Here is a 15,192-nt window from a genome sequence, read left to right on the forward strand (position 1 = left end):
TACTCGCGCAGCCGTTGGCTTTCCCCTCTTTTCATCGTATATTCACCTTAACTGTTCAATTTCGCCTCGCTGTGTTTGGAGTGTGAATGTATCTCTTTGAAGGTCTAAAGAAAAAAATATCCGAGTACCTGCCTCCGGCTGATGTGGCATTGGTACAAAAAGCCTATGTGGTGGCCCGTGAAGCCCATGAAGGACAATTTCGCTCAAGTGGTGAGCCGTACATCACACACCCCGTTGAAGTAACGCAGATTTTAGCCAGCATGAAGCTCGACCATGAGACCCTTATGGCGGCGCTTATGCACGATGTCATCGAAGACACCGACTTCTCGCAACAAGACCTGGCGGAGATATTTGGCGAGACGGTCGCCGAACTCGTCGAGGGCGTCAGTAAGCTCGATAAACTCAGCTTCAAAGACAAAAAAGAATTCCAAGCTGAAAACTATCGCAAAATGATCATGGCGATGACTCAAGACATCCGCGTTATTTTAATTAAATTGGCGGACCGTACTCATAATATGCGCACCCTGGGGGCACTGCGTCCTGACAAGCGTCGTCGCATCGCCCGCGAGACCTTAGAAATCTTTGCTCCCATCGCTAACCGCTTAGGTATCCACGACATTAAAAACGAGCTCGAAGACTTAGGTTTTCAAGCGCTTTACCCGATGCGCTATCGCGCCCTGAAATCAGAGGTTGCGAAAGCACGAGGCAATCGTAAAGAAGTGATCAGCAATATTCAGGGTGAGATTGAATCACGCTTGGAAGATGCTGGCATTCAAGCGCAAGTATCAGGGCGAGAAAAGCACCTCTACAGCATTTACAAAAAAATGCTCAACAAAGAGCTGATGTTTAACGAGGTGATGGACATTTATGCGTTTCGCATTGTTGTTGATAGCATGGATACCTGTTACCGCGTGCTTGGGGTGGCGCATAATCTCTATAAACCTATCGAAACACGTTTTAAAGATTATATTGCTGTACCAAAGACTAATGGCTACCAGTCGCTACACACCTCGCTGGTGGGGCCACACGGCATTCCCGTAGAAATTCAAATTCGCACCTTAGATATGGATCACATGGCCGATAAAGGGGTCGCGGCACATTGGATGTACAAAAAGGCGGGAGAAAATACCGGGCACACGGCTCAGCAGCGCGCCCGTCAATGGATGCAAAGCCTACTCGAGCTGCAACAAAGTGCAGGCTCTTCATTTGAGTTCGTGGAAAACGTTAAAACCGAACTGTTCCCTGAGGAGATTTACGTATTTACTCCTGATGGCCGTATTATCGAGTTGCCAATGGGGGCCACCGCCGTCGACTTTGCCTATGCGGTGCACACCGATGTTGGTAACACCTGTGTAGGTGCCCGCGTCAATCGCAAACCGCACCCCTTGAGTCGACCGCTTGATACCGGGCAAACCGTAGAGGTGATCACCAGCTCAGGGGCACACCCCAACGCCACGTGGCTCAACTTTATTGTTACCGCAAAAGCACGTTTATGTGTACGTAATTACCTTAAGAGCCAACGCCAAGAAGAGGCTATGCAATTAGGGCGTCGTCTGCTTGATTCGGCTTTGGGCGAGCACGCATTAGACGAGATAGGTGAAGAGCGGATAACGCGTGTACTTGAAGAGCACCAACTCAACACCTTGCTGGAGCTATTGGTCGAAATAGGCTGTGGCAACATTATGAGCATGCTGGTTGCCAAACGCCTACTGCAAGTAGACGAGGAACAAATCGACGACTTAGAAAAATCGGCAAAGGCGGCCATTATTGGTACCGAAGGCATGCTGGTCAATTACTCTAAGTGCTGTCGTCCGGTCCCAGGTGATGCCATTGTCGCTCATGTTAGCCAAGGCAAAGGCCTGACCGTGCACCGCCAAGAATGTAAAAATATTCGCGGCTGGCAAAGCGAGTCATCAAAGTACTTTGTTGTGAAGTGGGAAGATAACCCAGAAAAAGAATACATTGCCGCTTTACGTGTGGAAATCATCAACCACCAAGGTGTGCTCGCTAAGCTCACCAACTTAGTGGCGTCAACAGGCGCTAATATTGTTGAACTAACAACTGATGAAAAAGAAAGCAATTTATATGTTATTGACCTTGGCGTGACCGTGAAAGACCGTATTCACGTAGCAAATATCATGCGCCGCATCCGGGTGATGCCAGATGTACAAAAGGTCTACCGTAAAAAGTAAAGGACAATCATGAATAAAATTATTATATCAACCGACCAGGCCCCCTCAGCTATTGGCACCTATAACCAAGCTGTTAAGGTAGGCACCGCTGTATACCTTTCGGGGCAAATTCCACTTGTGGCAGAGACCATGGAAATGATCTCTGATGACTTCGCGGAACAAACACAGCAAGTATTTAAAAACCTGGCTGCCGTTTGTGAAGCCGCTGGGGGTGAGTTACAAGATATGGTTAAGGTCAATATTTTCCTTACCGACTTGAGCAACTTTGCCACGGTGAATGAAATTATGAGCCAACATTTCAAGATGCCTTACCCTGCTCGCGCCGCTATTGGCGTGAAAGAGCTACCTAAAGGCGCGCAAGTTGAAATCGACGGAATTATGGAGCTGCCATCCACTAATTAGACAGCCCACCTCACTGGTATACTTTTTGGGCAGAGTTTTCTGCCCTCTCCTCTCTTCCATTCTCCTTGTAAATCTCATAAAGTAGGATAAAACTTAATAAAGTCGTGTGCTTGCAAGGAATTATTTGTGTTTAAATTGGCCCACAATGGCAATGTGCTGTTTAATGTGACGCAGGAGACACCGGCGCCACCATCAAAAGCAGCCATGCTAGAAGCATTACAGCAATCCGAATTTGCTGGCTGTAAAGTGGACGACGAGCACCTCGATAAGTTTTACAGCGGTGAAGAATCAGGTCCGAGTATCGTAGTCGGTAAGCGCGTAGATGCCACGTTAGAGGTCACCATCAGCGACGATAAAATGTCAGCGATGGGACGGCTAACCACAGCGCAAGGGGGCAAAGCCCTCGATTTGGAAGCCGGCAAAAAGGCCATTGTGGTGGCGGGTGTACGCCGAGGCTACCAGCAAGCGCTTTTAGAAAAGCTTTTACAACAGCAATTCGAATTGGCCCCTGGTAGCTCAGTGAAAGGCACATTAGCACGTGGACGCTTACCCGTAGATGGGCAGCCCAGCGAACTAATCAAGCAAACACAAACCCTAAAAGATCGCATTAATAAACCTAAACGCCGCGAAGACGGCACGGTTGATATGCGCGACTTTGGCAAACTTGCCAGCGTTCAGCCCGGCACTGTTCTAATGATCCAAAAGCCTGCAACTCCAGGGAAAGAGGGGTTCACCGTCACCGGCGATGTACTTGAAGCCAAACCTGGTGAGCAACTGTCTTTAACCCCCGGAGAGGGGACCGAACTCAATCCGGATAACCCACTGGAGCTGCGCGCGACTGTTTCTGGCGTGCCCGTGGAATCTCCCAATGGCATGCGCGTTGACGATATTTTCACGATTAAAGAAGTGAACGTTAAAAGTGGCCATATCGATTTTGATGGCTCTGTGGTGATCACCCATAACGTTGAGCCGGGTATGCGGGTGACCGCTAAGGGTGAAATTAGCGTACTGGGCACGGTGGAATCAGGCATTCTCAATGCCACCGGTGATATCACCATCAAACAAGGCACCATTGGGCACCCTAATCACCAGCAAAATGACGCCGAGCTTACTTGCCAGATTAATGCAGGCGGTAATTTACATATCAGCCACGCCCAATATTGCTACCTAGAAGCCACCAATATCTATATCGAACGCCAAGCTAGCCATTGCCAATTAAAAGCCCTAGAAAGCCTCATAGTGGGGCCAGAAGAGAGCCCAAATGGTAAGCTCTTTGGCGGTGAAGTACTCGATGCCTGCCGCCTTGAAGCCGGTGAAATTGGTAGTGAGTCGGGGGCCAAGATGCGCATTAATCTAGTTGCCCGAGGCGCGGATATTACCGCTGACAATGACGCCTGTGTGCAGCAACTTTCGCAGACTGACGATAAACTCGCGTCGTTGCAAGATGCATTAGAGAAAGCCGAAGCGATTAAAGACGCGGAAAAGAAAAAGCAACTCATTGAAAAAATTGGCGCCACACAACTGGCTCTAGTACAACAAGCAGATGAGCTTGAAACTAAGCTGTCTAGCTTAGATAACACCTTACACTCACTGCTTGATGGCGCCAATCTTGTCGCCCATCAACGCTTAAATTCCGGCGTTGAGATTCATATCTTTGACAAGGTACTGAAAACAGCCAGACAGTACCCACCCTGCGTTGTAAAACTAGAGAAAAGCAAAATAGAGGTTGAGTTTAAAACCTCCTAAACAGCAAAAAAGCGTGCCTAGCCCATTATTCATAACGAGGCTCTGCACGCTAACCACAAGATTTACAATAAGGCTTGCTGTTGTTTTAGCTGCTCAGGCCATACTCCTACCTGCACTTGACCAATATGACTCTTTTGCAAAAGCAACATCGCTAAACGAGACTGGCCGATACCGCCACCAATGGTTTGTGGTAGCTTTTTATGAAGCAAGGCTTGATGCCAAGGCAGTTGCGTTTTGTGGCTTTGCTCGCTCAACTCCAGCTGAGTGAGTAATGACTCGGGGCAAACCCGAATGCCCATGGAAGAAATCTCAAATGCATCTTCAAGTACCTTGTTCCACACTAAGATATCGCCGTTAAGTCCAGGCAACCCCTCATCTCCTTGAGTAGACCAATCATCATAATCCGGGGCGCGCACGTCATGACGTTGCCCGTCTGCGAGCTTACCACCGATGCCGATGAGAAAGACTGCACCATACTGCTTACAAACCGCACGCTCCCGCTCTTTCGCGCTTAGATCTGGGTATGCCCGACGCAACTTCTCGGCATGAATAAAATGAATTTTTTCAGGTAGGTAAGGAGCAATATCAAACTGCTCACCGACATAGGTTTCTGTCGCTTTAATGGCAGCATAAATTTGCTCAACAGTGGCCTTTAGCGTCGCTAAACTGCGCTCGCTACGCTCACAAATCACCTTTTCCCAATCCCACTGGTCAACATACACTGAATGGATAGGGCTTAGACGCTCTTCGTCTGGGCGCAAGGCCCGCATATGTGTGTACAATCCCGAGCCCACCGCAAAGCCGTAATCAGCGAGGGTCTTACGCTTCCACTTCGCTAATGAATGCACTACCTCATAACGTTGCTCAGGCAGGGTTTTCACCTGCACGGCGACGGCCTTTTCGTGACCACTGAGCTCATCTTGAATGCCATCTCCTACCTGGGCAAGAATCGGCGCCTGCACCTCAACAAGATTCAAAGCCGCTGCTAAGTGCTGTGAAAATACCTGTTTAACCGTACTAATTTGCTGCTGTTGTTGAATATACTCTGTGCTCATGGTCCTCATTCCCATTGCTGCTGCTTTGTTCGATATAAAAACCATACCTCAGCGAGCGTTTTATTCAATAGCATCCAACAAAAAGAGCTTTACTTAAAAATAAAAATCAATTTAACTGAAATATATTAGATATCATTTATTTTTTATGTGTTTTAACTATGGAAAATTATCGATTCGACAATTTAGACAAATCCATCCTTAAGAGCTTGATGAGTAATGCCCGCACCCCTTACGCCGAATTGGCGAAACAATGCGGAGTCAGTGCTGGGACCATTCATGTGCGCATAGAAAAAATGCGCCAAGCCGGAGTGATCACCGGCACCCAGGTACGTGTTGACGCTAAACGCCTGGGGTATGATGTGTGTTGCTTTATTGGCATTAACCTCAACAATGCCCGCGACTACCCCCATACTTTAGAGCTATTGCGTGAGCTCGAAGAAGTAGTCGAGGCCTACTACACCACAGGTAATTACAGCATTTTTATTAAGGTGATGGCGCGCTCCATCGAGCACTTACAAGACGTGCTGATCAATAAAGTGCAAGCGATTGAAGCAATTCAGTCAACCGAAACGCTGATTTCTTTGCAAAACCCTATTAATCGTAGTGTGACCCCATAGCCACATTGGCGTATAATCGGCGCACTTTTTTGTAACAGCAAAGATGGGCTATGGGCGAAAAGCGTTACCACCGAGTAAAACAAGTTTTAGATAGACGACAAACCGATCTCAGCGTGTGCTTAGATGAAGTGCATAAGCACCATAATCTTTCGGCCATCGTGCGCACCGCCGACGCTGTCGGTTGTCACCATATTCATGCGGTCTGGCCTAAAGAGCAGCGTCGTCTCACCAATAACACCTCCGGCGGTAGCAAAAACTGGGTGCACACCCATATGCATGACGATATTGACCAGGCTGTTGGCAGTATTCGCGAGCAGATCCCTGGGGTGCAGTTGCTGGCCACCAACCTCAGTAGCGACGCCGTCGACTATCGTGATATTGACTACACCCAACCCACCGCCGTGATTGTTGGCCAAGAGCGCGAGGGTATTTCCGATGCAGCGCTTGCCCATGCTGATAAACATATCGTTATTCCAATGCGCGGTATGGTGCAGTCTCTAAATGTCTCTGTGGCTGCAGCGTTAATCCTTTATGAAGCACAGCGCCAACGCGAAGCCGCTGGCTTGTATGAACGCGATATGCTCAATCCACAAATCAAGCACACTTTACTGTTCGAAGGATGCCACCCTATTATTGCCCAGCAATGCAAAGAAAAGGGTCTCCCCTACCCAGCTCTTGACGAGAACGGTGAAATTATTGCCAATGAACAGTTCTGGGATACCTTACGCTACAAACGTCAGCGCTAAGTGACTTGAAAGCAAGGCCCTGCAGTCAGTACACTTAGGTTATAACTGTTTGAAGGACATGCCATTTGCCAAGCCTGAACACCTACCCCATTAACGAGCTCAAAGGCGTTGGCCCAAAAATGGCCGAGCGCCTTGCCAAGCTTGGCATTCGCAGCGTGCAAGACATGCTATTTCATTTGCCGCTGCGCTATGAAGACCGCACCCGCATTGTTCCCATCTGCGAGCTTCTGCCCCATACCCATGTGTGTGTGCAGGCCACCATTGAATCCGCCAACATTACCTTTGGTCGCCGGCGGATGTTGGTGTGCCATATTAATGATGGCAGTGGACGCATGACACTCAGGTTCTTTAACTTCTCTGCAGCGCAAAAAAACGCCATGCAAGAGGGCAAAGTGATCCGCTGTTTTGGTGAAGTGCGCCGCGCTAAAGTCGGGCTGGAAATGGCGCACCCTGAGTACAGTATTAGCGACAGCCCCGAAGCCCTCCCCACACAAACACATTTAAGCGCTATTTATCCGACCACCGACGGACTAAAACAACTGTCATTGCGTAACCTAATGCTTCAAGCGCTGCAAGCCTTGAATCGCGCGCCGATAGAAGAGCTGCTGCCACAACAGTATCGTCCCGCAGGTTGGTCACTCGCCGATGCCATTCGCTTTATTCACCAACCACCGGTTGATAGCGATACCCAAGCTTTAGAGCTCGGTGAACATCCAGCGCAGCAACGTCTGGCATTTGAAGAGTTACTGGCCCATAACCTCAGCTTGTTGGCCCTAAGGCAACAGGGGCAAGCTCACAAGGCCGTGGCCTTGGCGCCAAATAATGCCTTAGAGCAGCCATTTGTAGCGTCTTTAGGGTTTACGCCGACGTCAGCACAGCAACGCGTAGTGGCAGAGATTAAAACGGATATGCAGCAGCCGTATCCAATGATGCGCTTGGTACAAGGCGATGTTGGCTCAGGGAAAACCTTAGTGGCAGCACTGGCAAGCTTATGTGCCATCGCCCAAGGTTACCAAGTGGCGCTCATGGCGCCGACAGAAATTCTCGCCGAGCAACATGCTTTAAACTTCAACCGTTGGTTTACCCCGCGAGGTATTCAAGTCACCCTGCTTGGCGGTAAAACCAAAGGCAAAGCACGTGAGCACGCCCTGAGCGATATTCAAAGTGGCCAGGCGCAAATGATTATTGGCACCCACGCATTATTCCAAGATCAGGTGCAATTCAATAACCTGGCGTTGATCATAATTGATGAGCAACACCGTTTTGGCGTCCACCAGCGCTTGTCACTGCGTGAGAAAGGCCGCTTTGGCGATTGCTACCCACACCAATTGGTGATGACCGCCACCCCCATCCCTCGCACCTTAGCGATGACCGCTTATGCTGATTTGGAAACATCGATTATCGACGAGCTGCCCCCCGGGCGCACGCCAGTTACCACCGTTGCTATTCCCGACAGCCGACGTGACGATGTCATAACGCGTGTGCACAAAGCGGTACAAGAGCAAGGTAGACAAGTTTACTGGGTGTGTACCCTGATTGATGAGTCTGATGCGCTGCAGTGTCAAGCCGCGCAATTAAGCGCCGAAGAGCTTCGTGAGCGCCTCCCTGAGCTGCGTATTGGCCTAGTTCATGGTCGTCTAAAGGCGGATGAAAAGCAGCGCGTTATGAGTGAGTTTAAAGACGGCGAACTTGATGTGCTAGTGGCAACGACAGTGATTGAAGTGGGTGTTGATGTCCCCAATGCCAGCCTAATTATCATAGAAAACCCCGAGCGCTTAGGGTTGGCGCAATTACATCAGCTCCGTGGTCGTGTTGGCCGGGGCGCGGCAGCCTCCCATTGTGTGCTGCTCTATCATGCCCCTTTGTCACATACTGCGCAGCAGCGCCTAGGAGTGTTACGTGATAGCAACGATGGTTTTGTTATTGCCGAGCGCGATTTGCAAATTCGTGGACCAGGGGAAGTGTTGGGCACAAAACAAACCGGCATGACCGATTTTAAAGTGGCGGATTTAGAGCGCGACAAAGCCTTAATCAACAACCTTCGTCCGCTCGCCAAACAGCTTCTAATACAGCATCCAGAGGTAGCCAAGGCATTGTGTTGGCGTTGGTTAGGCGATCGCTCTGCCTACGCCCAGGCCTGATGGAGCTATACCTGTATCAAAGCATTATAAGTGTGCTGACTCACTGTATTTAGACAACAAAAAACCCGCCAAATGGGCGGGTTTTTCATCTGCAAAAGCTTAGAATTTGTATTCCATGCCCACAGCTAAATAGTCTTCATCAGCGCTCGCATCGTCATCAAATTTGGTATAAAAGCCAAATAACTTGGTACTTTTATTAAACTTGTAATCAACGCCAGCGGTCATCGCATTACGGTCGTTGCCAGCAAAATCCATGGTTTGGTATTGCGCTTTTAATACCGTTTTATCAATCGCATATGCTGCACTTACTAAGAAGCCGTCGCTGTCTTCACCGCCTGCTGCGGGCTCTTGTGTTTGGTACATGGCACCGAGCTTTATTCCTGCGACTTTAGTGCCCACAGTAGCACGTAAAATATCGTAGCCTTTTACTTCACTGTCAGCGGCAATTGCGGCGTACACGTTGGATTTTTTCAGGCCTTTATCACCATAAGTCAAGGCAACCGAGTAGCCGTTGTCGGCATCGGTATCGTCTTCAGCAATATAACTGGCAATAACTTTAAAACCATTGAGGCTATTCGAGGTATATGTAACCGAGTCACCTAAGCGATTTTCACCTTTGAATACGTTTTTAATATCGCCTTCAAGGTCACTGAACAAGTCAACTTTACCTTGCGATTGCTTTAGCGCGGTATCGTTACGACCAATCACGATTTGGCCAAAGTTACCTTTAAGACCGACGTATTGGTTACGTGCAGTGATGTTGTCTTTATCGCCTTTTGAATCAGCGTCAGACAAATCAACCTGAAACTCAAGTTTATAAACTACGTCCAAGCCATCAGCAATCCCCTCTGAGCCTTTAAAGCCAAGGCGAGACGCATTACTTTTGATTTCAGTGAATGATCCCTCACCCTCATCAGATGATTGCACTGTTACATTCGCTTTACCGTAAATATTGACATCAGCCGATGCGTAAAAAGGCAATCCAGCCGCCACAGCGAGCACTAGTGCAGAAGGAGCAAATCTCATAGTCGTTTCCTCAGTTAAAAATCGCAACACATAATTAAAACGCCTGCAGTCTGCCAGTGTTAAATTACAGAAATATGACAAATGACATTTAAAGTTCAACAAAGTGTCACCGAGGTGACATTTAAGCTTCACATTCAACGCTTTAATAATGATGTTTATGTGAGTTCTTCACCGATTAATTGTAGCTGCTGTTGCAGCTTTTCAATTAAGTCTTTTTGTTCATTGTCTTTATGAAAGGCGACGAACACTTCTCGCGAGGTCTGCGGCACTCCTTCAACTAAGAAGAGCTCTCCCGATTCCAGATATTGCTGCGCTTGCACTCTTGGCACAAAGGCACTACCGCCACAACGTAAAATCAACTCTAAGGCGATACGTCCTGTACTGGTGCGAAAATAAGGCGGTGCCGAATTGGCAAAATTGCGGGCATGCCACAGCGAAAATGCCGTCCCCCAATCCACGAATACATATTGGTTATCAAAAAAAGACTCAGCAGTCGCATCGGCATAACTCGACAGCGGAATAATATCCAGTGTGCAAATTGGTTCAACGCACAACTCATCGACCTTAGGTAAATCGAACAGCACCGCTATATCTAAGGTGCGTTCGAGTAATAGCCGGGTGCTCTCCTGCTGATTTTTAACTTCTGCGACCAAGGAGATGCCCGGCATAGCCGAGACAATATGGGCAATACCAAATTGCAAAAAAGCATCCCAAATATTCGCTGTGCCACTGAGTGCCAATTGACGGCGCATGTTATCTGCCAGCGCCACATCCAGCTTGGCACGCTGTACTCCGGTGACAATCAGCTTAGCGTGAGGTAACAGACGCTCTCCCGGAGCAGTCAGCTGGATGTTATTGCGTTGGCGCAGAAATAGATTGACACCCAAGCTTTGCTCTAACTGACGAATACGAAAGCTCACCGCTGACTGCGTGATATATAAGTTTTCTGCAGCGCGGCCAAAGTGGCGAGTACGCGCGACCTCAATGAACGTCTTCAGTAAATCGATATCCACTCGTGTTTATCCTCACGATAAAAATTTTTTGTTTAAAAAAACAACGCTTGTGTACCATACTCCAGCCGATTTCCCTTGTATTAGGAGCTAGCTATGACGGCGCACCAATTGTTCGAATTACGCAAAGCTTTTGCTTGCGATCACAAATTCTATAACGATGAAAAGTTCCCACGCGGTTTCAGCCGCAGTGGCCACTTTACGCTACTAGAATCGGAGATTTTAGAAGAACATGGACGCTTATTAAAAGCTTTGCAAGAAAAAACGGTTGAACCCATTAACGACACACAAGCGCATTTCGTTGCAGCCACGACTGGCGTATCCACGCCCATCAACCCGGTCGAGAACGCGTGGATAAAGTACTTAAAACTGACGACCAGTAAGGCACGTTTTTTCACCTTGTTTGGGCGTAAACGCAGCTTTGACGCGCCTGAAGTGGAAGTAGAAATCGATAGCGACGATCTCGATTAAACCGCACTTTACGCCCATGCCAGCCATTAGCAGGCGTGGGCGAGTTTAAAAAACTAACGCAAGCTGGCGCGATTGACGGTGCCTTGCTGCTGCGCGCGAGCGTTGCGGCTAAAGCGCCATGAATCCCAACTAAACACCAGCAACGCAGCCCAAATACAGGCGAAGGTAACGATGCGCTCAGCATCAAATACCTCGCCATAAAAGACCACGGCTAATAAAAACATCAGGCTTGGGCCAATATATTGGAAAAAGCCGATAGTGGTGTATTGCAACCGCTTAGCAGCAGCGGTGAAGCACAGTAGCGGTAAGGTGGTCACAATACCGGCGCTAACCAGCAAGGTGTTTAATTGCCAACTATTGACCATTAAATCGGAGCTTGCTGTGGGCGTTGAGAAGTACCAATAAGCCAGTGCCACCGGGAATAAGATAACCGCTTCAAGTAATAACCCAGGTAATGATTCAACGGGCATCTTTTTACGAATTAAACCATAGGTGGCAAAGGAGCCAGCCAACGCAAAGGCCACCACCGGAAACGAACCGAAACTGATCAGCTGAATGGCCACCCCAGTGAGCGCCAAAGCCACCGCAAATAGCTGCCACTTGCGCAAGCGCTCAGATAAAAAGGTTACACCTAGCAATACGTTCAGTAACGGGTTGATGTAATAGCCAAGACTGGCATCGAGCATGTGGTCATTGTTCACCGCCCAAATAAACAAGCCCCAGTTGAACCCTAATAAGGTGGCACTGACTACCAGCATGAGTAAGTATTTTGGCTGCTTAATGATCACTTGGACGTTACGCCACTGACGCAACACTGCCACCACTAACAACAAAAATAGCACCGACCAAATCACACGATGGGCAAGGATTTCCAGAGCGGGTACAGCGAGCAACTGTTTGAAATAAACCGGGGCAACTCCCCACATAGTGAACGCCAAGGCTGCGAATAGCATGCCTTTTTTGGCTTGAGCATCGGATGACATAACACTAACCCAAACGGTAAAAACGCTATTCTACGCCTCGCATTGTTGAAGGGCTAGTTTATCCGACTAAATAAGTGCCTGTACCATAAGCGATTTGCACACCCTGGTCATTATGCAGCTCCATACGACATACACACACCTTGTTACCCGAGCGAATCAACATAGCCGTAGCAATAAAACGCTCACCCTTACCCGGGCGTAAATAATCTGTGCGCAAATCGATGGTGCCTAAGGTTGCCAGCCGGGATTGTGCGCTGAGCATTTCTGCCGGGCCAAATTTATCAATCACCGATGCCGCAGCAAGCAATCCACCCACGGTGTCTAACAACGACGAAATGACTCCGCCATGGAGTATTTGCTGTTGCGGGTTACCGATTAACTGCGCGCTCCATGGCAATTCGATGCTCGCCGACTCGCCGTCCAGCTCCTTGATCTCCATTGCCAATAACTGGTTGAACGGCATTTGCGCAAATAACTGGCTTAGCTTATTCAGGGCTTGAGCTTTATCCATAGTCTGTTCTCAACTGGTAAGATGAGTTATAGCCTATCTGAAGATGCATTTTTAAGCAAAGAGCAAGGCAGTTGCAGACAGGAATAATAAAAGACTCTAGAATAGGCGGCCATGAGCAGTGTATCCGCATTATTTTCCGAACAAACGCCTGAGCAGATCCTGCGCGACGTGTTCGGCTACAGCCAATTTCGCGAGGGCCAACAGCAGGTGATCAACGCCGTGCTTGGCGCTCAGGATGCCTTAGTGCTCATGCCGACAGGCGGTGGCAAGTCGTTATGCTACCAAGTGCCGGCAATGTTATTACCCGGGCTAACCTTGGTCATTTCACCATTAATATCCTTGATGCAAGACCAGGTGACTCAGCTCAACGCCCAAGGGGTCAAAGCGGCCTATATTAATAATTCTCTGACTCGTGAACAGCAGCAGCTCATCTATCAGCAACTCCATGACGGCGAAATAAAACTACTCTATGTTGCTCCGGAGAAAGTGCTACAATATGAGTTTATGCAGCGTCTTGGCTATTTAAATATCAGCCTGATTGCGGTTGATGAGGCACATTGTGTGTCTCACTGGGGGCATGATTTTCGTCCCCATTACTTCCGCCTTAGTGAACTCAAACAGCGCTTTGCCCATGTACCGATGATGGCACTTACCGCCACTGCCGACAGCGCCACTCGTGTCGATATTGTCAATCAACTGGGGCTTCGCTCGCCCTATATCCATATTGGCAGCTTCGATAGGCCAAACATTCGCTACACCTTGGAAGAAAAGTTTAAACCTTTCACTCAGTTGCTGCGCTATTTGCGCACCCAAAGTGGGCAAAGCGGCATCATCTACTGTACTAGCCGCAAGCGCGTTGATGATTTGGCCCAAAAACTCAGTGAAGCAGGTTTTAATGTCGCCGGTTACCACGCTGGCATGAGTAACGAATCGCGCCACTTTGTACACAACGCATTTGCCAAAGACGATATTCAAATTGTGGTCGCCACCGTGGCCTTCGGCATGGGCATCAACAAACTCAATGTGCGCTTTGTGGTGCACTACGATATTCCTAAAAACATCGAGTCTTATTATCAAGAAACTGGCCGAGCCGGACGGGATGGTTTGGCCGCAGAAGCCATTATGTATTTTGACCCGGCGGATGTCCCTCGAGTTAGGCGCTTTTTTGAAGACATTGACGATGAGCAGCGCCGCCGCGTCGAAGAGCAACGTTTCAATGCCATGGCCAGTTTTGCCCAAGCGCAAACCTGCCGACGACAAATATTGCTCAATTACTTTAGTGAATACCAGCGCGAAGCATGCGGTAACTGCGATATCTGCTTAAATCCACCGCAGCGTTTTGATGGCACCGTGGTGGCGCAACAGGCGCTATCCTGTGTGTATCGCGCCGGACAAAAATTCGGGCTGGGCTATATCGTCGAGTTACTGCGCGGCGCCAACACTCAGCGTATCCGAGATCTCAATCATCACACCTTAAGCACCTACGGCATAGGCAAGGAGCACAGCAGCGAATATTGGCTCAGTATTTTGCGCCAGCTCATTCATCAGGGCTTACTGCATCAAGATATTACCCAAGGTTCGGTACTACACCTTACCGAAGCAGCCAGACCGGTGCTCAAGGGCGAATATCAGTTACAACTTGCTGAACCACGTTTACAAGCCAAGCACGTTTATCAAGATAAGCTGGCCCAGTTCAATTACGATAAAAAGCTGTTTGCTAAACTGCGCGCCTTGCGCAAGCAACTAGCGGACGATGATGATGTGCCGCCGTATGTGGTATTCAATGACCGAACCTTAGCGGAAATGGCGCAACTTATGCCTACCAATGACACCGAGTTTTTAAAAGTATCGGGTGTGGGTTTCACTAAACTCAGTAAGTACGGCAGTGCCTTTATGACTTTAATTCGTAATCATCTGTCACCCGAATAATCGCCAACACCATATAAGAGCTTAACTGTGACCCAACTCGCTATAGATAGCCAACACCACGTTATTATCATTACTCCAGATGTGATGCCCAGCGCCGATGAATTCGATTTTTGGGGCCGTATTTTCTTGCATTATGACGCCATCTCCATCGGTGAGTTTGAACAAGGTGTAGACAGGCACATGCTGCGCTTTAGCTTTGAACAGCTTCCTTTTGAGCTGCATTTTGAACATTATGGCGATAATATTTGGATCAGCGCGACAGGGGTTGAGGCGCAAGGTAAGTTAACCAAGTTAGGAAATTATTTAAGCGCAAGTTAATAAATGTGCGATACACTTTAATTCACGATATGGAAAAAAGTGAGT

At 48.5% G+C, this 15,192-nt stretch carries 14 protein-coding genes; 9 read left to right on the forward strand and 5 right to left on the reverse strand.

The features are described from left to right. The first annotated feature begins 86 nt into the window (after positions 1-86). From spoT to MHM94_RS11645, 3 genes are all read left to right on the forward strand, one after another. Complete coding sequence (spoT, locus tag MHM94_RS11635; protein WP_022943475.1) at positions 87-2,192, forward strand: bifunctional GTP diphosphokinase/guanosine-3',5'-bis pyrophosphate 3'-pyrophosphohydrolase; 2,106 nt, start codon at positions 87-89, stop codon at positions 2,190-2,192. A gap of 9 nt (positions 2,193-2,201) precedes the next feature. Next, positions 2,202-2,594 (forward strand): RidA family protein, encoded by a 393-nt coding sequence (locus tag MHM94_RS11640; protein WP_022943474.1) that lies wholly within the window; start codon positions 2,202-2,204, stop codon positions 2,592-2,594. 126 nt (positions 2,595-2,720) lie between these two features. Further along, complete coding sequence (locus MHM94_RS11645; RefSeq protein ID WP_235419603.1) at positions 2,721-4,340, forward strand: FapA family protein; 1,620 nt, start codon at positions 2,721-2,723, stop codon at positions 4,338-4,340. Between the two features lie 62 nt (positions 4,341-4,402). Here the strand turns inward: MHM94_RS11645 and asnA are convergent, their stop codons facing one another. After that, positions 4,403-5,395, reverse strand: coding sequence for an aspartate--ammonia ligase (asnA, locus tag MHM94_RS11650; RefSeq protein WP_235419602.1), 993 nt, complete (start codon positions 5,393-5,395; stop codon positions 4,403-4,405). A gap of 158 nt (positions 5,396-5,553) precedes the next feature. On the opposite strand from asnA, the gene asnC reads away from it, so the two are divergent. The 3 genes from asnC to recG all read left to right on the forward strand — a co-directional run bounded on the left by asnC (position 5,554) and on the right by recG (position 8,899). After that, positions 5,554-6,012: a transcriptional regulator AsnC gene (gene asnC, locus MHM94_RS11655; RefSeq protein ID WP_022943471.1), complete on the forward strand. Its 459-nt coding sequence runs from the start codon at positions 5,554-5,556 to the stop codon at positions 6,010-6,012. A 50-nt stretch (positions 6,013-6,062) separates the two neighbouring features. Beyond that, positions 6,063-6,758, forward strand: a complete 696-nt coding sequence (gene trmH / locus MHM94_RS11660; protein ID WP_022943470.1) for a tRNA (guanosine(18)-2'-O)-methyltransferase TrmH — start codon at positions 6,063-6,065, stop codon at positions 6,756-6,758. 65 nt (positions 6,759-6,823) lie between these two features. Next, a complete protein-coding gene (recG, locus tag MHM94_RS11665; RefSeq protein ID WP_268838280.1) occupies positions 6,824-8,899 on the forward strand; it encodes an ATP-dependent DNA helicase RecG in 2,076 nt (691 codons plus the stop codon). Between the two features lie 99 nt (positions 8,900-8,998). Here the strand turns inward: recG and MHM94_RS11670 are convergent, their stop codons facing one another. Continuing rightward, positions 8,999-9,925 carry a porin gene (locus tag MHM94_RS11670; RefSeq protein WP_022943468.1) on the reverse strand — a complete coding sequence of 309 codons (927 nt, stop codon included), beginning with the start codon at positions 9,923-9,925 and terminating at the stop codon, positions 8,999-9,001. 155 nt (positions 9,926-10,080) lie between these two features. Continuing rightward, positions 10,081-10,938, reverse strand: a complete 858-nt coding sequence (locus MHM94_RS11675; RefSeq protein WP_022943467.1) for a LysR family transcriptional regulator — start codon at positions 10,936-10,938, stop codon at positions 10,081-10,083. 93 nt (positions 10,939-11,031) lie between these two features. On the opposite strand from MHM94_RS11675, the gene MHM94_RS11680 reads away from it, so the two are divergent. After that, positions 11,032-11,406, forward strand: a complete 375-nt coding sequence (locus MHM94_RS11680; protein WP_022943466.1) for a DUF413 domain-containing protein — start codon at positions 11,032-11,034, stop codon at positions 11,404-11,406. Positions 11,407-11,459: 53 nt separating this feature from the next. Here MHM94_RS11680 and rarD read toward each other — a convergent pair whose 3' ends face one another. Both rarD and MHM94_RS11690 read right to left on the reverse strand, forming a co-directional pair. Then, complete coding sequence (rarD, locus tag MHM94_RS11685) at positions 11,460-12,389, reverse strand: EamA family transporter RarD (RefSeq protein ID WP_045979326.1); 930 nt, start codon at positions 12,387-12,389, stop codon at positions 11,460-11,462. Between the two features lie 58 nt (positions 12,390-12,447). Beyond that, positions 12,448-12,900, reverse strand: a complete 453-nt coding sequence (locus MHM94_RS11690; RefSeq protein ID WP_022943464.1) for a thioesterase family protein — start codon at positions 12,898-12,900, stop codon at positions 12,448-12,450. A 111-nt stretch (positions 12,901-13,011) separates the two neighbouring features. Here MHM94_RS11690 and recQ point away from each other — a divergent pair, with 111 nt between their 5' ends. After that, entirely contained in the window at positions 13,012-14,829 is a 1,818-nt protein-coding gene (recQ, locus tag MHM94_RS11695) for a DNA helicase RecQ (protein ID WP_022943463.1), read from the forward strand. Between the two features lie 27 nt (positions 14,830-14,856). Further along, positions 14,857-15,147, forward strand: a complete 291-nt coding sequence (locus tag MHM94_RS11700) for a DUF3630 family protein (RefSeq protein ID WP_235419601.1) — start codon at positions 14,857-14,859, stop codon at positions 15,145-15,147. Positions 15,148-15,192: the final 45 nt, after the last annotated feature.

Source organism: Pseudoalteromonas sp. CNAT2-18.1 (assembly GCF_022347865.1).
GTDB classification, from domain to species: domain Bacteria; phylum Pseudomonadota; class Gammaproteobacteria; order Enterobacterales; family Alteromonadaceae; genus Pseudoalteromonas; species Pseudoalteromonas ruthenica.

Bases quoted from the DNA above. Each gene is read 5' to 3' on its own strand.
- spoT (WP_022943475.1), top strand. From the start codon at position 87: ATGTATCTCTTTGAAGGTCTAAAGAAAAAAATATCCGAGTACCTGCCT.
- MHM94_RS11640 (WP_022943474.1), top strand. From the start codon at position 2,202: ATGAATAAAATTATTATATCAACCGACCAGGCCCCCTCAGCTATTGGC.
- asnA (WP_235419602.1), bottom strand. From the start codon at position 5,395: ATGAGCACAGAGTATATTCAACAACAGCAGCAAATTAGTACGGTTAAA.
- asnC (WP_022943471.1), top strand. From the start codon at position 5,554: ATGGAAAATTATCGATTCGACAATTTAGACAAATCCATCCTTAAGAGC.
- trmH (WP_022943470.1), top strand. From the start codon at position 6,063: ATGGGCGAAAAGCGTTACCACCGAGTAAAACAAGTTTTAGATAGACGA.
- MHM94_RS11670 (WP_022943468.1), bottom strand. From the start codon at position 9,925: ATGAGATTTGCTCCTTCTGCACTAGTGCTCGCTGTGGCGGCTGGATTG.
- MHM94_RS11680 (WP_022943466.1), top strand. From the start codon at position 11,032: ATGACGGCGCACCAATTGTTCGAATTACGCAAAGCTTTTGCTTGCGAT.
- rarD (WP_045979326.1), bottom strand. From the start codon at position 12,389: ATGTCATCCGATGCTCAAGCCAAAAAAGGCATGCTATTCGCAGCCTTG.
- MHM94_RS11690 (WP_022943464.1), bottom strand. From the start codon at position 12,900: ATGGATAAAGCTCAAGCCCTGAATAAGCTAAGCCAGTTATTTGCGCAA.
- recQ (WP_022943463.1), top strand. From the start codon at position 13,012: ATGAGCAGTGTATCCGCATTATTTTCCGAACAAACGCCTGAGCAGATC.